The sequence below is a fragment of the Streptomyces sp. NPDC048636 genome, assembly GCF_040650655.1.
In the GTDB taxonomy this organism is placed as follows: Bacteria; Actinomycetota; Actinomycetes; order Streptomycetales; family Streptomycetaceae; genus Streptomyces.
Window position 1 is genome coordinate 178,448 of sequence record NZ_JBEZHR010000011.1, and the last position, 16,925, is coordinate 195,372.

Annotated in this window: 18 protein-coding genes; 7 read left to right on the top strand and 11 right to left on the bottom strand. The window is 73.3% G+C overall.

Annotation, left to right across the window (positions count from 1 at the left end; genetic code table 11):
* Nucleotides 1–42 precede the first annotated feature (42 nt).
* Nucleotides 43–1,518, top strand: coding sequence for an apolipoprotein N-acyltransferase (gene lnt, locus AB0C66_RS26875; protein ID WP_362443863.1), 1,476 nt, complete (start codon nt 43–45; stop codon nt 1,516–1,518).
* Here lnt and AB0C66_RS26880 read toward each other — a convergent pair.
* Nucleotides 1,481–2,395, bottom strand: coding sequence for a Gfo/Idh/MocA family oxidoreductase (locus AB0C66_RS26880; protein WP_362443733.1), 915 nt, complete (start codon nt 2,393–2,395; stop codon nt 1,481–1,483). The genes lnt and AB0C66_RS26880 overlap by 38 nt on opposite strands.
* The gene (locus AB0C66_RS26885) at nt 2,392–3,654 is read right to left on the bottom strand and encodes an FAD-dependent monooxygenase (RefSeq protein ID WP_362443736.1); all 1,263 of its coding nucleotides are present in this window, start codon (nt 3,652–3,654) and stop codon (nt 2,392–2,394) included. The genes AB0C66_RS26880 and AB0C66_RS26885 overlap by 4 nt, the downstream gene beginning before the upstream one ends.
* Nucleotides 3,655–3,728: 74 nt before the next feature.
* On the opposite strand from AB0C66_RS26885, the gene AB0C66_RS26890 reads away from it, so the two are divergent.
* Nucleotides 3,729–4,391 carry a TetR family transcriptional regulator gene (locus AB0C66_RS26890; protein ID WP_362443739.1) on the top strand — a complete coding sequence of 221 codons (663 nt, stop codon included), beginning with the start codon at nt 3,729–3,731 and terminating at the stop codon, nt 4,389–4,391.
* Between the two features lie 101 nt (nt 4,392–4,492).
* On the opposite strand, the gene AB0C66_RS26895 is transcribed toward AB0C66_RS26890, so the two are convergent.
* A complete protein-coding gene (locus tag AB0C66_RS26895) occupies nt 4,493–5,005 on the bottom strand; it encodes a hypothetical protein (protein WP_362443742.1) in 513 nt (170 codons plus the stop codon).
* A 502-nt stretch (nt 5,006–5,507) separates the two neighbouring features.
* On the bottom strand, nt 5,508–6,500 hold the full coding sequence (locus AB0C66_RS26900; RefSeq protein WP_362443745.1) for a WYL domain-containing protein: 993 nt from the start codon (nt 6,498–6,500) through the stop codon (nt 5,508–5,510).
* Between the two features lie 99 nt (nt 6,501–6,599).
* Between AB0C66_RS26900 and AB0C66_RS26905 the strand changes: the two genes are divergently transcribed.
* The gene (locus tag AB0C66_RS26905) at nt 6,600–7,010 is read left to right on the top strand and encodes a DUF3224 domain-containing protein (protein ID WP_362443748.1); all 411 of its coding nucleotides are present in this window, start codon (nt 6,600–6,602) and stop codon (nt 7,008–7,010) included.
* A 6-nt stretch (nt 7,011–7,016) separates the two neighbouring features.
* On the opposite strand, the gene ung is transcribed toward AB0C66_RS26905, so the two are convergent.
* The 5 genes from ung to AB0C66_RS26930 form a co-directional block, all read right to left on the bottom strand.
* The gene (gene ung / locus AB0C66_RS26910; protein WP_362443750.1) at nt 7,017–7,703 is read right to left on the bottom strand and encodes a uracil-DNA glycosylase; all 687 of its coding nucleotides are present in this window, start codon (nt 7,701–7,703) and stop codon (nt 7,017–7,019) included.
* 147 nt (nt 7,704–7,850) lie between these two features.
* Complete coding sequence (locus tag AB0C66_RS26915; RefSeq protein WP_362443753.1) at nt 7,851–8,612, bottom strand: SDR family oxidoreductase; 762 nt, start codon at nt 8,610–8,612, stop codon at nt 7,851–7,853.
* 17 nt (nt 8,613–8,629) lie between these two features.
* On the bottom strand, nt 8,630–9,391 hold the full coding sequence (gene fabG / locus AB0C66_RS26920; RefSeq protein WP_362443756.1) for a 3-oxoacyl-ACP reductase FabG: 762 nt from the start codon (nt 9,389–9,391) through the stop codon (nt 8,630–8,632).
* 183 nt (nt 9,392–9,574) lie between these two features.
* Complete coding sequence (locus AB0C66_RS26925; protein ID WP_362443759.1) at nt 9,575–9,970, bottom strand: DUF3037 domain-containing protein; 396 nt, start codon at nt 9,968–9,970, stop codon at nt 9,575–9,577.
* Nucleotides 9,967–10,791, bottom strand: coding sequence for a HipA family kinase (locus tag AB0C66_RS26930; RefSeq protein WP_362443762.1), 825 nt, complete (start codon nt 10,789–10,791; stop codon nt 9,967–9,969). Before AB0C66_RS26930 ends, AB0C66_RS26925 begins: the two co-directional genes overlap by 4 nt.
* Before the next feature lie 54 nt (nt 10,792–10,845).
* Here AB0C66_RS26930 and AB0C66_RS26935 point away from each other — a divergent pair, with 54 nt between their 5' ends.
* Nucleotides 10,846–12,948, top strand: a complete 2,103-nt coding sequence (locus AB0C66_RS26935; protein ID WP_362443765.1) for an alpha/beta fold hydrolase — start codon at nt 10,846–10,848, stop codon at nt 12,946–12,948.
* A 90-nt stretch (nt 12,949–13,038) separates the two neighbouring features.
* Nucleotides 13,039–13,554 carry a Rieske (2Fe-2S) protein gene (locus AB0C66_RS26940; RefSeq protein ID WP_362443768.1) on the top strand — a complete coding sequence of 172 codons (516 nt, stop codon included), beginning with the start codon at nt 13,039–13,041 and terminating at the stop codon, nt 13,552–13,554.
* Between the two features lie 21 nt (nt 13,555–13,575).
* On the opposite strand, the gene AB0C66_RS26945 is transcribed toward AB0C66_RS26940, so the two are convergent.
* A complete protein-coding gene (locus AB0C66_RS26945) occupies nt 13,576–14,187 on the bottom strand; it encodes an isochorismatase family protein (protein WP_362443866.1) in 612 nt (203 codons plus the stop codon).
* A 128-nt stretch (nt 14,188–14,315) separates the two neighbouring features.
* Here AB0C66_RS26945 and AB0C66_RS26950 point away from each other — a divergent pair, with 128 nt between their 5' ends.
* On the top strand, nt 14,316–14,819 hold the full coding sequence (locus AB0C66_RS26950; protein ID WP_362443771.1) for a pyridoxamine 5'-phosphate oxidase family protein: 504 nt from the start codon (nt 14,316–14,318) through the stop codon (nt 14,817–14,819).
* 63 nt (nt 14,820–14,882) lie between these two features.
* Here AB0C66_RS26950 and AB0C66_RS26955 read toward each other — a convergent pair whose 3' ends face one another.
* Nucleotides 14,883–15,791, bottom strand: coding sequence for a LysR family transcriptional regulator (locus AB0C66_RS26955; protein WP_362443774.1), 909 nt, complete (start codon nt 15,789–15,791; stop codon nt 14,883–14,885).
* Between the two features lie 74 nt (nt 15,792–15,865).
* Here AB0C66_RS26955 and AB0C66_RS26960 point away from each other — a divergent pair, with 74 nt between their 5' ends.
* Nucleotides 15,866–16,837: a DMT family transporter gene (locus tag AB0C66_RS26960; protein ID WP_362443777.1), complete on the top strand. Its 972-nt coding sequence runs from the start codon at nt 15,866–15,868 to the stop codon at nt 16,835–16,837.
* Nucleotides 16,838–16,925 lie beyond the last annotated feature (88 nt).

Consider the following 16,925-nt stretch of genomic DNA (forward strand, 5'->3'; position numbering starts at 1 on the left):
CGGTGGAGGCGTCGGCTCGCCTCGCGGTGGTGGCGCGGTGGGATGGCCCTGGCGGCGGGCGCGCTGCCCGCGCTGGCGTTTCCCGCACCGTCGCTGTGGTGGCTGGCGTACGCCGCGCTGGTGCCCTGGCTGCTGCTCGTCCGCACGGCGCCCACCGGCCGCCGGGCGCTGCTGGACGGCTGGCTCGGCGGGACGGGCTTCCTGCTCGCGGTGCACCACTGGCTGATGCCGAGTCTGCATGTGTTCATCGTGGTGCTGGCCACCCTGCTGGGGCTGTTGTGGGCGCCGTGGGGCTGGCTGACCCACCGGCTGCTGCACGGGCGGCCGGGTCCCGGCCGGGTGGCGGCGGCCCTGGCGCTGGTGCCGTCGGCGTGGCTGATGGTCGAGCTCGTACGGTCCTGGGAGTACCTGGGTGGCCCCTGGGGGCTGCTCGGCGCGAGCCAGTGGCAGGTCCCGGCAGCGCTGCGGTTCGCCTCGGTGGGCGGGGTCTGGCTGATCGGCTTCCTGCTGGTGCTGGTGAACGTGGCGCTGACCGCGCTGATCGCCGTTCCCCGGGCGCGCACGGTGGCGGTGGCCGCGATCACCGCGTGCGGGGCCGCGGCGGGCGCGGTATGGGCCTGGGCGCCGGTGGCCGGGGAGTCGGGTACGGCGCGGATCGCGGTGGTGCAGCCGGGCGTGATCCACGGTCCGCTGCCCCGTTTCGAGCGCAGTGCGGAGCTGACCCGGCGGCTGGCCGGGGACCATCCGGATCTTGTGGTGTGGGGCGAGAGCAGCGTCGGCCAGGATCTGGACCAGCGCCCGGCGCTGAGCCGCGAACTGGCCGCGCTCTCCCGCGCGGTCGACGCCGATCTGCTGGTGAACGTGGACGCCCGGCGCAGCGACCGGCCCGGGATCTACAAGAGTTCGGTGCTGATCGGCCCCGAGGGCCCCACCGGCGACCGCTACGACAAGATGCGGCTGGTCCCGTTCGGCGAGTACATCCCGGCGCGGCCGCTGCTGGGCTGGGCCACGTCGGTGGGCAAGGCCGCGGGCGAGGACCGCAGACGCGGCACCGAACAGGTGGTGATGCGGCTGCCCGACGGTCTGCGGATCGGACCGCTGGTGTGTTTCGAGTCCGCGTTCCCCGATATGAGCCGCTCGCTGGTGCGGGACGGCGCCCAGGTGCTGGTGGTGCAGTCGGCCACCTCGACGTTCCAGCGGAGCTGGGCACCCGAGCAGCATGCCTCGCTGGCCGCGCTGCGGGCCGCGGAGACCTGGCGGCCGATGGTGCATGCCACGCTGACCGGGGTGAGCGCGGCCTACGGGCCGCGCGGTGAGCCGGTCGGCGACCGGATGGGCACCGACGCCAGCGCGGCCACGGTGTACACGGTGCCGCTGGGCCAGGGCACCAGTCCGTACGTCCGTACCGGACCGTGGATCGTGTACGGGGCGATGGCCGCGCTGGTGCTCTACGGCGGGTACGAGGGGCTGCGGGTGGTGCTCAGGAGGTCCTCGGAGCGCACTCCATCGCGTCCCTGATGACCCGTTCGCACAGCTCATGGGTGCGCAGGGCGTCCTCTGCGGTCAGCAGGACACCCTCGCGCACGGCGTCGAGGAAGGCGTCGGTGATCTGCTCGATACCGCGCTGCCGGGCGACCGGCACCCAGTCGCCGCGGCGGCGCACACTCGGCTGGCCCTTGTGGTCGACGACCTCGGCGAGGTTGACCACCTGGCGCTTGGTGTCCTGGCCGGAGACCTCCAGCAGCTCTTCGGCGGAACCGCTCATCCGGTTCATCACCCCGAGCGCGGTGAATCCCTCACCGGACAGCTGGAGCACCACATGGTGCATCAGCCCGTCACGGATCCTGGCCCGGACGTCGATGTGGTCGGCGGGTCCTGGCGCCAGGAAGCGCAGGGTGTCGACGACATGGATGAAGTCGTCCAGGACCAGGGTGCGCGGGTCCTCGGCGAGCCCGACGCGGTTCTTCTGCATCAGGATCAGATCACGCGGGTGGTCCAGACACTGGGCGTACCCGGGGGCGTAGCGCCGGTTGAAGCCGACCATCAGGCTCACCCCGCGCTCCTCGGCGAGCCGCACCAGCCGTTCGCTGTCGGCGAGATGGTAGGCGAGCGGCTTGTCGACGTAGGTCGGCACCCCGGCCTCGATCAGCCGGGTGACGAGGTCGGCGTGGACGGCCGTGGGCGCGTGGACGAACGCCGCGTCCAGGCCCGTCGCGAGCAGGGAGTCCAGATCGGTGTGGCGCTGGGCGTCGGGCACCCGGTGGATATCACCCACCCGCTCAAGGGTGGTGGCGGTGCGGGTGTGCAGATGCGGTTCGAGGCCGGGGCGGCTCATCAGCACGGGCAGGTACGCCTTCCGCGCGATATCGCCGAGGCCGATGCAGCCGACCCTCACAGTGCCTCCTGGTCCGTCCCGCCGTCCGGTCGCGCGTGCCGGGGTTGGGCTTCCGCCGCCTGTGCCCCCGCGCCTGACCCCGAAGGATACGTCGCGCGTGGCGGCCGCCAGTCGGCGACGCCGTCGAAGGCGCGCAGCACCAGGTTGGGCCGGAGCCTGCCGACGGTGGTGATGGCGGTGTTGCGCAGGGCCACGGCGGCGGCGCCGGTCAAGGTGATCATGCGCGCCGCGCGGTCGGAGCGGCGCACCACGTCCATGGTGCGGGGCAGCCGGTCGGCGGTGTAGGCGGTCAGGCCGGCCGACAGGTCCGCGCTCCCGGGTCCCAGGTGGTGGGCGAGGACGACGGCGTCCTCGATGGCCTGGTTGCCGCCCTGCCCCATGGTGGGGGCCATCGGGTGGGCGGCGTCCCCGAGCAGGGCCACCCGGCCGCGGTGGTAGGCGGGCAGCGGACGGGTCATATGCCAGATGTCATGGCGCAGGATGTCCTGCGGGGCGACGGCCGCCAGGATCTCGGGGACCGGCCGGTGCCAGTCGCCGAACAGCCGGACCAGCTCGGCCCGTTCGTCGTCCGGTGCCCGGCCGCCGGGCGGGGCGACGGCCGCGCCGTAGGCGTAGATCCGGCCGTCCTTCATCGGCTGGGTGCCCCACAGCCGTCCCCTGCCCCAGGTCTCATGGGGCGCGAAGGCGCTCTCGGGCGGGGGTATGACCATGCGCCAGGCGGTGAGTCCGGTGTACTCGGGCCCGGGGTGGCGGGGGAAGAGGGTGCGCCGGGCGCCCGAGTGGACCCCGTCGGCCGCGATGACGAGCTCGGCCTCCAGCACATCGTCATCGGTGCTGACCAGGGCGGGACGGCTGGGGGTGCCGGGGTCGGCAAGCTCGGCGGCGGAGCCGGTGCGCAGACATCCCGCGGGCAGCCGGGAGGCCAGCAGCCCGGCGAGGGTGGCGCGGTGAAGGAGGACCATCGGCCCGCCGAACCGCTCGGTCATCACGGCGCTGTCGGTCCGGGAGAGCCAGCGGCCCGTGGGGGTGCGGAGCCCACCGTCGCCCTGCCAGGCGGCGAGCGCGCGGACGTCGTCGCCGAGGCCGATCGTCTCCAGGGCGCGCTGGGCGTTGGGGGCGAGCCCGATCCCGGCGCCGACCGGTTCCAGGGTGGTCGCGCGCTCCAGGACGGTGACGGACCAGTCGCGGCGGTGCAGGGCCGCGGCGGCGGTGAGACCGCCGATTCCGCCGCCGATGACGACGGCACGGGCGTGGCGCATGACTCCTCCAGTCACTACGGGTGTAGTGACACCGAAGTTACTACACCTGTAGTCCCAGAGGTAGGTTGGGTGCCATGACCGCTGATCGACCCGCCGCCACCACCGGATCCCGGTCCGGGCGGCCCCGACCGGGGTCCCGCGCCGAACTGATCGCCGACACCGCCCTCGCGCTGCTGGCCGAGCGCGGGATGCGGGGGCTGACGCACCGCGCGGTGGACGAGGCGGCCGGACTGCCGCAGGGCTCGACCTCCAACCACGCCCGCACCCGCGCCGCCCTGCTGAAGGCGGCGGTACGGCGGCTCGCGGAGCGGGAGGGGCGGCTCCTCGCCCCCGAGGAGATGCCCCCGCCCTCCGGCGGCCCGGACCGGGCGCACGGCACGGCGGCGGATCCGGTCGCCGTCCTGGCCGACGCCCTCTCCCTCGCCCTGTACCGCTCGCTGACCCAGCAGCGCGACCTGCTGGTGGCCCGCTACGAGCTGGCGCTCGAGGCCACCCGGCGACCGGAGCTCCGGGAGTACTACGACGCCGCGGGCCGGGGCTTCCGGCAGCTGCTGGAGGGGATGGTGGCGGCCGCGGGGTCCACCGAGCCACGCCGCCACGGCCGTTCACTGACCGCCTGGTGCGAGGGGCTGATGTTCGGATGCGCGGCGGGGGTGGACCACGCCGACCCGCCCGGCCGCGCGGAACTGCGGACCGGCGCCGAGGAGTTGCTGCGCGGCATGGTGCCGAAGGCATGACCTCTGCCGAACGGTCCGCACCGCCGCGCGTCGCGTAGGAACGCACCATGCTCGAGCGGATCGACGGGGTCACCCGCGAGTGGGCCTTGTGCGCGCGGTGATCAGCGCTCGCTCAGACCGCTTCCCTCCAGCCGCAGGGTGAGCCGGGAGATCGCCGCCCGTACGCCGTCGCCGTGCGGATCGTCGCCGAGCGCGCCCGCGCTGGCTCGCGCCAGGGCCAGCTGACCGCGTGCCGCGTCCTCCCGGCCCAGCTTCACGTAGTCGACCGCGAGGTTGAGGTGGAGGGAGGGGTAGAGGGCGCGCACCGCGGCCGCGCCGGGCCGCCGCTCCCCCGCCCCGGCGTCCGCGTCCCGCGCACCGGTCAGCCCGTCGGCGGCGGCGAGCGCCAGCAGGTCCCAGATCAGCTCATCGGCGGGGTCGTCCTGGGTGTCGGCAAGGTAGTGGGCGAGGGCGCAGCGGTGGAACGGCTCCCCGTCGCGGCCGAGCTCCTGCCACAGCAGGGCCAGCCGGTGGCGCGCCTCCTCCCGGTCGCCGCCCCGGTGGAGCATCACGGCTTGCCCGATCCGGGTCAGTACGGCGTCGCCTTCCGGGGCCGTGCGCTGCGCCTCCGCCATCGCGGCCTCCCGCTCCGTCGCCCAGGGTGCTCACGGTGACGCTAACCGCCCGCGCCGGGGCGCCGGGCGTGTCGCGGTCCGCCCGAGTGGCCACCACCCCAACCGGTCGCCTCCGGCGGGGTCTCAGCCCGGGGGCCGGTCCGGGGCCTCAGTCCGGGCGCGGGTCCGGCGGCCGGTAGCGCCGGGCCAGTTCCCCGACCGCAGCGGCCACAGCCTCCCGCAGCTCCGGCGGCCCCAGCCACCACAGCGACGGCGCCAGCCGCTCCGGCAAGGTCTCAGCCCGAACGCCGGACCGGGGTCTCAGCCCGGGGGCCGGTCCGGGGTCTCAGCCCGGGCGCGGGTCCGGCGGCCGGTAGCGCCGGGCCAGTTCCCCGACCGCAGCGGCCACAGCCTCCCGCAGCTCCGACGGCCCCAGCCACCACAGCGACGGCGCCAGCCGCTCCGGCAAGGTCTCAGCCCGAACGCCGGACCGGCGTCTCAGCCCGGGGGCCGGACCGGGGTCTCAGCCCGGGCGCGGGTCCGGCGGCCGGTAGCGCCGGGCCAGTTCCCCGACGGCAGCGGCCACAGCCTCCCGCAGCTCCGGCGGCCCCAGCACCTCGGCCTCGGTGCCCATCCGCAGCATGTCGTGGACGGCCACCGGCAGCGACTCCACGGGCAGCGTGACCCGCGCCCGCCCCGCCTCGTCCGGCGGCCCGGCCGCGGCCACCGCCGCCGCGCCGATCGCGCCGAACTGCATCGGCAGCAGCTTCCGCCCCCGCTCGGTCAGCAGCAGTTCGGCCTCGCCCTGGAAGCGGGACGCCTCCAGCCGCCGGGACACCTCCCGCCAGTGGGCCGCGAGGTCGAATCCGGCCGGGCGCTCGAATTGTTCGTCCAGCAGCTCGGCGTCCAGTACGCGCGAGACCCGGTAGCTGCGCACACTGTCGTCCGCGCGCGCCACCAGGTACCAGATACCGCCCTTGAGGACGAGGCCCAGACCGTGCAGATCGCGCCGTACCTCACCGCGCCAGCGCCGGTAGTGCACCCGCAGCACCCGGCGCTCCCACACGGCCTCGGCGGCCGCGCCGAGGTGGGGCACCGGTTCGGCGTCCCGGAACCAGCCGGGGGCGTCGAGGTGGAACCGCTCCTGGATGCGGCGCGACCGCTCCTCGAGACCGGCCGGGAGCGCGGCGCGCAGTTTGAGCTGGGCGGTGGTGAGGTCGGCGCCGAGGCCCAGTTCGGCGGCCGGACCCGGCATCCCGGCCAGGAAGAGCGAGTCGGCCTCGTCGCCGGTGAGCCCGGTGAGCCGGGTGCGGTAGCCGTCGAGCAGACGGTAGCCGCCGGCCGGGCCACGGTCGGCGTAGACGGGCACCCCGCTGGCGCCCAGCGCCTCCACATCGCGGTAGACGGTGCGGACCGAGACCTCCAGCTCGGCGGCGATCTCCGGCGCGGTCATCCGGCCCCGGTGCTGGAGCAGCAGGAGCAGGGAGAGCAGACGGTCGGCGCGCATGGCTCCCATTGTGCCGCCGTACCTGACAAAAGATGTCAGGTACGGCGGACATCGTGGTCGCCACGGCCCGCGCCACCCGCGGCCGAGGCCCCGCCGAAAGGACCCGCCATGAGCACGCACGCCACCGGCCACTTCACCTTCGCCGACTGGCAGGAGACCGAGACCGGGCAGGCCGCGGACGGTGCGAGGATCGCCCGCGCCCAGGTCACCAACGGCTACACCGGCGCCATCACCGCACCGGTCACCGTGTGCCAGTACTCGATCGTGTACACCACCGAGAAGACCGGCTCCTTCACCGGCCACGAACTGGTGGACGGTGAACTCGACGGCCGCCGGGGCGGCTTCGTACTGGCACAGCGCGGCACGTTCGGCGAGGACGGCACCGTGCACTGCTCGTTCGAGGTGGTGCCCGGCTCCGGCAGCGGTGAGCTGACCGGGCTCACCGGCCGGGGTTCCTTCACCGCCCCGCACGGCGTCAAGGAGATCGTCTACGCCCTCGACTACGAGCTGGCGGACTGACCGGGCTCAGCCCTGGGCGGCCAGGTCCGGGATCCGCCAGTCGATCGGGGTGTGCCCCTGGGCCTTCACCGCCTCGTCGATCTGGGTGAAGGGGCGCGAGCCGAAGAACTTCTTCGCCGACAGCGGGGAGGGGTGGGCCCCCTTCACCACCACATGGCGCTCCTCGTCGATCAGCGGCAGCTTCTTCTGGGCGTAGTTGCCCCACAGCACGAAGACGGCCGGGTCGGGACGGGAGGCCACCGCGCGGATCACCGCGTCGGTGAACTTCTCCCAGCCCTTGCTCTTGTGGGAGTTGGCCTCACCGGCGCGGACCGTCAGCACCGCGTTGAGCAGCAGCACACCCTGCTGGGCCCACGGCATCAGATAGCCGTTGTCCGGGACGGGGTGGCCCAGCTCCTCCCTCATCTCCTTGTAGATGTTCCGCAGCGACGGCGGGGTCTTCACACCGGGCCGCACCGAGAAGCACAGACCGTGCCCCTGGCCCTCGCCGTGGTACGGGTCCTGCCCGAGGACCAGCACCTTCACCTGGTCGTACGGGGTGGCCTCCAGCGCGGCGAAGACCTCCTCGCGCGGCGGGTAGACCGGACCCCCGGCCCGCTCCTCCTCGACGAACTCGGTGAGCTCCTTGAAGTAGGGCTTCTCCAGCTCTTCGCCGAGGACGCCGCGCCAGGACTCGGGCAGCTCGTAGGGCACGTCAACAACCTCCGGTCGGTGTTCCGTTCAGGACACAGAACCTACCGGCGGCCACCGACAACGCCTCACCCGGAGTCCGCTCCCGGGGCGGCGGGGAGGGGCACCGGATCCGGCCGGCACGGGGGGACGGCCGGATCCGGTGCGCGGTCAGCCGGTTCCGGCGTGGAGGTAGATCCCGCCGTCCACCACCAGTGTCTGCCCGGTGACCCAGGCCGCCTGGTCGGAGGTGAGGAACGCGGCCGCACCACCGATGTCCTCGGGCATCCCGAGCCGTCCCAGCGGATACCGCGCGGCGACCTCCTCCTCACGCCCCTCGTAGAGCGCGGTGGCGAACTTGGTCTTCACCACGGCGGGGGCGATCGTATTGACCCGCACCCCGGGCGCGAACTCATGGGCGAGCTGCACCGAGAGATTGATCATCGCGGCCTTGCTCACCCCGTACGCGGCGACGAACGGCGCGGGCGACAGTCCGGCGACCGAGGCGATGTTGACGATCGAGCCGCCGTTCTCCTTCTGCCACGCCTTCCAGGTGCGCTGGGCGAAGCCGAGCGCCGAGACCACATTGGTCTCGAAGACCTTGCGTATCACCCCGAGGTCGAGATCGGCGATGGGCGAGTAGACCGGATTGGTCCCGGCGTTGTTGACGAGGTGGTCGATCCGGCCGAACGCCTCCATCGTGCGCTCGACGGCCAGCGCCTGGTGGGCCTCGTCATGGGCCTTGCCGGGGACGGCGATGACCCGGTCGGCGCCGAGCCGCTCCACCGCCTCCTTGAGCGAGTCCTCGTTGCGGCCGGTGATGCACACCCGGTCGCCGCGCGCCACCAGCGCCTCGGCGATGGCGTATCCGATACCGCGGCTGGCCCCGGTGACCAGTGCCGTCCGGCCGCTGGCCTTGATCTCTGTGGTCATGTTGTCCACGACTCCCGTCAGTTGAGCGGGCCGCCGGCCACGTACAGGACCTGGCCGGAAACGAATCCGGCGGCGTCACCGGTGAAGAAGGCGATGGCGTTGGCGATGTCCTCCGGGTGGCCGACCCGGGCCACCGGGATCTGGCTGGCGGCGGCCTGCTGGAAGTCCTCGAAGCCCATTCCGACGCGCTCGGCGGTGGCGGCGGTCATATCGGTGGCGATGAAACCGGGCGCCACGGCGTTGGCGGTGACCCCGAACTTGCCCAGCTCGATGGCGAGGGTCTTGGTGAAGCCCTGGAGACCGGCCTTGGCGGCGGAGTAGTTGACCTGACCGCGGTTGCCGAGCGCCGAGCTGCTGGAGAGGTTGACCACCCGGCCGAACCCGGCGTCCACCATGTGCTTCTGGCAGGCCCGCGACATCAGGAACGCGCCCCGCAGATGGACGGAGATGACCGTGTCCCAGTCGGTGTCGCTCATCTTGAAGAGCAGGTTGTCGCGGAGCACACCGGCGTTGTTGACCAGGATCGTCGGCGCGCCGAGCTCCTCGGCGACCCGCCCGACCGCCGCCTCCACCTGTGCGGCGTCGGATACGTCGCAGCCCACGGCGATGGCCTTGCCGCCCGCCTTGGTGATCTGCTCCACGGTCCCCGCGCAGGACGCCTCGTCGAGGTCGAGCACGGCGACGGCGCGCCCCTCCTCGGCCAGGCGCACGGCGGTCGCCGCGCCGATGCCGCGGGCCGCGCCCGTCACGATGGCAACGCGCTGCTCGGTGGTGGACATGCGGGTTCTCCTCGCCTCGGTAGCGGCTCACCCTCCGCGGTCCCGGCGGTGAGCAACCGCTTAGTCGCTTCAGCAGACGAGACGCTATGAGGACCGCCCCCGCCTGTCAACGACCCTCCTTTATGGGCTGGCTCACCTCCGGGCTCATACCCCGGCTCAGCCGCGGGCACCCGGGTGCGCCGGTCAGCGCACCAGCAGCTCGAGCAGCCGCTCGGCCTCCGCCTCCGGGTCCACCGTCAGCCCGGTGTGCACCGGACCGGGCTGGACGACCGTGGAGCGCGGGGCGACCAGCCAGCGGAAGCGCCGTCCCGCGTCGTCGCCCGCCGCCTGTCCGGCCCGCTCACCCCCGCTGCACACGCCCTCCACGGCGCACAGCGCGGCGCGTACGCCCGCCACGTCCGCCGAGGGGTCGAGTGCCAGCAGCCGGGCCTCGTCCAGGTGGATCCGGGCGGTCACGAAGGACCGCGCACGGCAGTAGACGACCACCCCCGCGTTGATCTGCTCGCCGCGCTCGACCCGGGGCACCACCCGCATCACCGCGTACTCGAAGACATCCCGGCCGTTGTGCAGCCCGCTCACTTACTCGCCTTTCCGTCGACCCACACCCGCAGCCAGTCCGGGGCCCGGGAGGGCCCTGTCCCGGCGCGTTCGCCAACGGTGATCTTCTCGCCCACGGTCGCGGCGCGCTCGAGCAGCACCTCGACATAGGCGCGGCGCACCGCGCCGGGGCCGTCGAAACCCGGCTCGTCCACCAGCCATTCGTCGGGGACGTCGGCCACCACCTCGGTGAGCAGCTCCTCGGTGATCCGCGGGGCGAGCGCTGCGGCGGCCGCGGCGATATCCGGGCCGAAGGGGGTCAGGACATGCTCGGAGGCGTCGTAGGGCTTGGCGGCAGCGGCCTCGAGACCGCGCCAGCTGTGGTGCCAGATCATGGTGGCGCCGTGGTCGATGAGCCACAGCCGGCCGTGCCAGACCAGCAGGTTGGGGTTGCGCCAGGAGCGGTCCACATTGCCGACGAGCGCGTCGAACCAGACCACCTGTCCGGCCTCGGCCGGGCCCACCTCGAAGGCCAGCGGGTCGAAGCCGAGCGAACCGGGGAGGTAGTCCATGCCCAGGTTGAGCCCGCCGCTGGCCTTGAGCAGCTCCTGCACCTCCTGGTCCGGTTCGCTCAGACCGATCACCGGATCCAGCTGGATCCGTACCAGGTCCGGAACGCGCAGGCCCAGGCGGCGGCCCAGCTGACCGCAGATGACCTCGGCGACGAGGGTCTTGCGGCCCTGCCCCGCTCCGGTGAACTTCATGACATAGGTGCCCAGGTCGTCGGCCTCGACGATGCCGGGCAGTGACCCGCCCTCACGCAACGGCGTGACATACCGGGTGGCGGTGACTTCAGGAAGCATTTCCCCAGGCTACTGAGGGGCGCAACGCGTTTTCGGGCATGGCATGGTCCCCGCATGGATGGCTCCCGAACCGCCGCGGCCGTGCGCGGTTTCCCGCGGCTGCTGGCCCGCACCCGCCGCTTCGCCCTCGGTGTGCCACGGCATTTCGGCGTGTCGCCGGACGGCGAGCGTGTCCTGTTCGTGCGCACCGGTGGCGGCACCGATCCGATGAGCCTGCTGTGGCTGTGGGAGACCGGCGGTGCGGGCCCGGACGGGGAAGAACGGCTGCTGGCGGATCCACGGCGGCTGGCGGGCGGCGGCGCGGTCCCGGCGGCCGAACGCGCCCGGCGGGAGCGGGCCCGGGAGCGCTCCGAGGGTGCGGTCGGCTACGCGGCCGACCGTGAGCTGCGAGTCGCGGTGTTCGCCCTGGGCGGGGCGCTGTGGGCGGTGCGCACCGACGGCGGCGCGCCGTTCCCGGTGACGGCCGCGGGCCCGGTGACCGACCCCCGTCCCTCCCCCGACGGAGGGCTGATCGCCTATGTGACGGGCGGCGCGCTGCACATCGTCGGTCTCGACGGTCACGGGGACCGCCCGCTGGCCGTTCCGGAGGAGCCCGAGGTGACGTACGGGCTGTCCGACCATGTCTCCGCCGAGTCCATCGGGCGGTCGCGCGGCCACTGGTGGGCACCGGACGGCAGCGCCCTGCTCCTCGCGCGGACCGATCCGAGGGCGGTGGGGATCCGCTATCTCACCGATCCGTCGGATCCGTCCCGGCGGCCCCGCGCGCTGCGCTATCCGGCGGCGGGCACGGCCAACGCGGAGGTGACGCTGCACCTGGTGACGGTCGACGGACGGCGGACCGAGGTCGACTGGGACCGCGCGGCCTTCGAGTACGTCGTCGACGCGCGCTGGGACGTCCACGGTCCGATGGTCACCGTGCAGAGCCGGGACCAGCGCACCGTGCGCACCCTGGCGGTGGACGCGGCCACCGGGGCGACCCGGCTGCTGGACGAGCGGCGCGATCCGGCCTGGGTGCAGCTGGTCCCCGGCACTCCGGCCCGTACCGACTCCGGCGTGTCGGTCGGGGTGGTGGAGCGGGACGACACGCGCGGGCTGCGGATCGGCGCGGCGCTGTCCCCGCCGGGGCTCCAGGTCCACGAGGTGGCCGGGGTGACCGGGGAGCGGGTGCTGTTCACCGCGAGCGAGGAACCGACCGAGCGCCATCTGTGGTCGTACGACCCCGAAACCGGGTTCGTCCGGCTCAGCCGGGAGCCGGGGACGCACCACGGCGCGGCGGGCGGCCGGACGACGGTGCTGGCGAGCCTCACCTCCGACGGCGGGTCGGTGACGGTGCTGCGGGACGGCGCGCCGGTCGGCCGGATCGCCTCGTACGCGAAGGAGCCGGGGCTGCCGGTCGCGCCGCGGCGGCTGCGGCTCGGTGAGCGCGCCCTGCGCGCCGCGCTGTACCTGCCGTCCTGGTACGAGCCGGGCGCGCGGAAACTGCCGGTGCTGCTCGATCCGTACGCCGGAGCGGGGGTCCAGCTGGCGGTGCCCGCCCGCGGCTGGTGGGCCTGTGTGTCGCAGTGGTTCGCCGAGCACGGCTTCGCGGTACTGGTCACCGATGGCCGGGGCACCCCGGGGCGCGGTCCGGCGTGGGAGAAGGCGATCCGCGGCGACCGGTTCGGCCCGGTGCTCCAGGACCAGTTCGACGCGCTGGACGCGGCCGCCCGGCACTGTCCTGACCTGGACCTCGGGCGCGTCGCGATGCGCGGCTGGTCGTTCGGCGGCGCGCTGGCCGCGGCGGCCGTACTGCACCATCCGGATGTGGTCCACGCCGCCGTCGCGGGCGCCGCGCCGACCGACCGGCGGCTGTACGACACCCACTGGGAGGAGCGGTTCCTCGGTCACCCGGACGAGGAGCCGGAGAACTACGCCCGTAACTCCCTGCTCGGCCACGCCCATAAGCTGCGCCGCCCGCTGCTGCTGATCCACGGGCTCGCGGACGACAATGTGGCCCCCGCCCATATGCTGCGGTTCTCCGCGGAACTGCTCGCCGCCGGGCGTCCGCACAGCGTGCTGCCGCTGCCCTCCGCGGGCCATCTGCCGACCGACGAGGCGGTCACCGAGCACCTTCTCGGCTTCCAGCTGGACTTCCTCCGGAAAGCGCTGGCCCACTGAGCACCGGCCGAACGCACCGCGCCATCTGAACAAGAGGACCGGCGTCTCCGTATGGAAGGGCGAATCGTCCCCCTGACAGGAGGCACCACCATGACGCAGCCGGCCATCACCGGGCGGGGATCCACCCGTCGTGCCGTCGTCTCGGCCGCCGGGGCCGCCGGACTCGCCGCCGCGCTCACGGCGTGCGGCAGCGACGACGGCGGGTCGGACAAGCAGGACGGGGGCAGTGCTCAGGACGCGGGCGCCGGGCAGCCGTCGCAGGGCGGCAAGTCCGGCGCCGGGGACAGCGGCGGGGCGGACGGCTCCGGCGGAGGCGGCGGCATGGAGCTGGCCAAGACCTCCCAGATCCCGGAGGGCGGGGGCATGGTCTTCAAGGACCACAAGGTCGTGGTGACCCAGCCCAAGGCCGGTGAGTTCAAGGCGTTCTCGTCGGTCTGCACCCATGCGGGCTGTTCGGTCGGCGATGTGACCGGCGGGACCATCAACTGCCCGTGCCACCAGAGCAAGTTCGACATCACCGACGGCAGTGTGAAGGGCGGTCCGGCCACCAAGCCGCTGCCCGGCGCGCAGATCAAGGTGGAGGGAAGCTCCATCCGGATGTCCTGACGGCTCCTCCGCCGGACGGGCTCACCCTCTCCAGTGGGAGATCACCTCGTCGGCCGTGGTGACGGCGGCCACGAGGGAGAGGGTGTGGCGGACCATCGCCGGGGTGTACGAGGCGGGCACCCCGGCGATCGCGTCCTCCGGCACCACCGCCGCATAGCCCAGATTGACCGCGTCGAAGACGGCGTTGGGGATCGCGACATTGGCCGACACCCCGCAGATGACCAGGGTGCGGCAGCCCAGATTGCGGAGCAGCGCGTCCACTTCGGTGCCCGCGATCGGCGACAGCCCGTGCAGCCGCCGTACCACCAGGTCCTCGGCCGCGACCGGGACCGGTTCGGCGACGCGCACCGCGTCGCTCCCGGTGAGCTGCTGGACCGGCAGCCGTTCGGCGGCCCGGAACAGCCGGGCGTTGCGGCTCGCACCGCGTCCGTCGGCGCGCCGCTCGGCCACCGCGTGCAGTACCTGTACGCCCGTGTCGTGGGCGGCCGACACCAGGTGGGCGACACGCCCGAGCGCTCCTGACTCCCGCGCCGCGGTGGCCAGTTCGGGCAGTGCGCTGTCCGGGCCGACGACTCCGCGCTGGCACTCCACGGTCAGCAGCGCACAGTGTCCGGGCCGCAGCAGCCCGGCCAACCCGGTTGCCCGTCGAGGTGGTTCGGATGGGGGTGGGGTCACGGCGCGGGAGGCTAGCGGCCCTTGCTTGTGGAAGGAAGAGCCTCCATCCTGTGCCGCACCACATCAGCCAGGGAGGTGCCGAACGGATGGCCGTCACCCAGCGGCGGGGCCGCCGCATCATGATGACCCGGAACGAGCTGGACACCTTCCTCGCCGAGCAGCGCGTATGCCGGGTGGCGACGGTGGGCGCGGACGGGCGGCCGCACGTGAGCGCGCTCTGGTTCGGCTGGGACGGCACCGCGCTGTGGCTGTACTCCCTCACCCGTAGCCGCCGCTGGGCCCAGGCGCGCCGCGATCCCCGGATCGCCGTGGTCATCGACGACGGGCACGACTACGGGGAGCTGCGCGGTGCGGAGCTGTCCGGAGAGGCGGTGGCCGTCGGTGAGGCCCCGCGCTCCGGCGCGCCGTGTCCCGAACTCAACACGCCGGAGCGGCTGTTCGCCGCGAAGTACTTCGGGCTGGACGCCATGCCGTACGACGGGCGCCACGCCTGGCTGCGGCTGGTCCCGGACACGATCGTCTCGTGGGACTTCCGCAAGCTGCCCGGCCCGGCGACCGGCCGGGGAGCGCTTCCGGCGACCGGGCGCTGACCGGGGGCTGAGCGAGGGCGGAGCGGAGCTCCGGCACCCGGGGCCGCGCCGCCCGCCGCGCGGTCAGTCGGAGATCTTCTCCCCCACCGAGCGCAGCACCTCGACGGCCGCCCGGATCGAGGGCCTGCGATCGGCGTCGGCCCGCCAGACCGCGTAGATGTGGCGCAGCATCGTGGGCGGGCTGACCGGGACCATCCGCACCCCGGGCGGCACCGGGCCACGGCCCAGCCGCGGCACCACGGCGACCCCCAGCCCGGCGGCGATCAGCGCCAGCTGGGTGTGGTGCTCGCGTGCGGTGTGCCGGATGCGGGGCTCGATGCCCTTGCTGCGCAGGGTCACCATCAGCCAGTCGTAGCAGAACCCGCCCTGCGGCCAGGAGATCCACTCGTCCTCGACGAAGTCCTCCGGCTCGACCGAGAAACGGTCGGCGAAGGGGTGGTCCGCGGGCATCGCCACATCCACCGGATCGTCCATCAGCGGCGCCTTGACCAGCCCGTCGGGCATCGGCAGCGGCTTGTTGTACCAGTCCAGGACCACCGCGACATCGATATCCCCGCGCACCACCGCGGGCACCGACTCATCCGGCTCCATCTCCTGCAACCGGGCGCGCAGCTGGGGGTGCTCGGTACGCATCCGGGACAGCGCCTCGGAGAAGAGGCCGCGGACGGCGGTGGGGAAGGCGCCGAGCAACAGCTCGCCCACCGCGTGTCCGCGCTGGGCCTCCAGATCCGACTGGGCCAGCTCCACCTGGGAGAGGATGCGCGCCGCATGGTCGGAGAGAAGTCTTCCGGCGTCGGTGAGGCGCACTCCGCGGCCGTTCTTGGCGAGGAGCTGCTGCCCGGTCTCCCGCTCCAGCTTCGACAGCTGCTGGGAGACGGCGGAGGTGGTGACGTGCAGCCCTTCGGCCGCGCCGCTCACGGAGCCGTGGCGGGCCACGGCGTGGAGGGTCCGTAGGCGATCCAGGTTCAACATGTAAGTAATGCTACGCGATGCCTGGCACTAAATCTCGCTTGTTCTAAGAGGTTCGCGTCCCTCATGGTGTTGCCATGACCACAGCGCCCGCCCCGACCACCACTCCTGCCCCGGTGGTCCCGGCCCCCTCCCCCGCCCCGCGCCGCCCCCTGCTCGACTGGCGGATCCGGTTCGGTGTGCTCTCGCTGATCTGGGGCTTCAGCTTTCTGTTCATCAAGGTCGGCAACGAGGCGTTCGCACCGCTCTACGTCACGCTGGGTCGGATGCTGTTCGGCACGACCGTCCTGTTCGCCGTCCTGGCGGTGAAGCGGGAGCGGCTGCCGCGTGGCATACGGGTGTGGGGGCATCTGGCGGTGTCCGCCTTCTTTCTCAACGCCCTTCCGTTCTCGCTGTTCGCCTACGCCGAGCTGACCATCCCCTCGACCCTGGCGGGCATCTGCAACGCGGCATCGCCCCTGTGGGCCATGCTGCTCGCCGTGGTCGTGGTCTCCGACGACCGGCCGACCCGGCAGCGGGTCGCGGGCCTCGGACTCGGTTTCATCGGCGTGTTGATCGTACTCGGCGCCTGGCAGGGGTTCTCCGGGCAGGACCCGCTGGGCACCGTACTGGCGCTCGTCGCCTCCGCGAGCTACGCGGTGGGCTGGCAGTACGTCCGCCGCACGCTGGCCGGGACAGGCGCCTCCCACCTGTCGATGTCCGGCACCCAGCTGCTGCTGGGCACGGTACAACTCGCCGTGGTCGCCCCGGTGTTCGCGCCGACACCGGGTTCGTTCCCCACGCTGCCGCTGCTGTCGGTGCTCGCCCTCGGCGCGCTGGGCACCGGAGTGGCGTTCCTGATCCAGTACGGCCTGGTGGCGGAGGTCGGGCCGACAACCGCCATGATGGTGACCTACTTCGTCCCGGTGATCGCCACCGCCGCCGGTGTGGCGATCCTCGGTGAACACCTCACCTGGAACACCCCGGTGGGCGCACTGGTGGTACTCGCGGGCGCGGCACTCACCCAGAGCAGGCCGCGCGGAACCCGCCCGAAGCCCACGAAGGCCTGAAGACGGCGCCGCGCGGCGGGACTACGCGGACGGGGGTCCGCGGGGCCCGTCCGCACGGCAGCCCTTCGTGTGGCCGGTCCGCGCGGCG

What these genes read in the sequence shown, in the direction of transcription:
- AB0C66_RS26890 (WP_362443739.1), top strand. Translation starts at nt 3,729, where the DNA reads ATGACCGCTGATCGACCCGCCGCCACCACCGGATCCCGGTCCGGGCGG.
- fabG (WP_362443756.1), bottom strand. Translation starts at nt 9,391, where the DNA reads ATGTCCACCACCGAGCAGCGCGTTGCCATCGTGACGGGCGCGGCCCGC.
- AB0C66_RS26960 (WP_362443777.1), top strand. Translation starts at nt 15,866, where the DNA reads ATGACCACAGCGCCCGCCCCGACCACCACTCCTGCCCCGGTGGTCCCG.
- AB0C66_RS26885 (WP_362443736.1), bottom strand. Translation starts at nt 3,654, where the DNA reads ATGCGCCACGCCCGTGCCGTCGTCATCGGCGGCGGAATCGGCGGTCTC.
- lnt (WP_362443863.1), top strand. Translation starts at nt 43, where the DNA reads ATGGCCCTGGCGGCGGGCGCGCTGCCCGCGCTGGCGTTTCCCGCACCG.
- AB0C66_RS26935 (WP_362443765.1), top strand. Translation starts at nt 10,846, where the DNA reads ATGGATGGCTCCCGAACCGCCGCGGCCGTGCGCGGTTTCCCGCGGCTG.
- AB0C66_RS26955 (WP_362443774.1), bottom strand. Translation starts at nt 15,791, where the DNA reads ATGTTGAACCTGGATCGCCTACGGACCCTCCACGCCGTGGCCCGCCAC.
- AB0C66_RS26950 (WP_362443771.1), top strand. Translation starts at nt 14,316, where the DNA reads ATGGCCGTCACCCAGCGGCGGGGCCGCCGCATCATGATGACCCGGAAC.
- AB0C66_RS26900 (WP_362443745.1), bottom strand. Translation starts at nt 6,500, where the DNA reads ATGGGAGCCATGCGCGCCGACCGTCTGCTCTCCCTGCTCCTGCTGCTC.
- AB0C66_RS26905 (WP_362443748.1), top strand. Translation starts at nt 6,600, where the DNA reads ATGAGCACGCACGCCACCGGCCACTTCACCTTCGCCGACTGGCAGGAG.
- AB0C66_RS26940 (WP_362443768.1), top strand. Translation starts at nt 13,039, where the DNA reads ATGACGCAGCCGGCCATCACCGGGCGGGGATCCACCCGTCGTGCCGTC.
- AB0C66_RS26930 (WP_362443762.1), bottom strand. Translation starts at nt 10,791, where the DNA reads ATGCTTCCTGAAGTCACCGCCACCCGGTATGTCACGCCGTTGCGTGAG.
- AB0C66_RS26915 (WP_362443753.1), bottom strand. Translation starts at nt 8,612, where the DNA reads ATGACCACAGAGATCAAGGCCAGCGGCCGGACGGCACTGGTCACCGGG.
- AB0C66_RS26895 (WP_362443742.1), bottom strand. Translation starts at nt 5,005, where the DNA reads ATGGCGGAGGCGCAGCGCACGGCCCCGGAAGGCGACGCCGTACTGACC.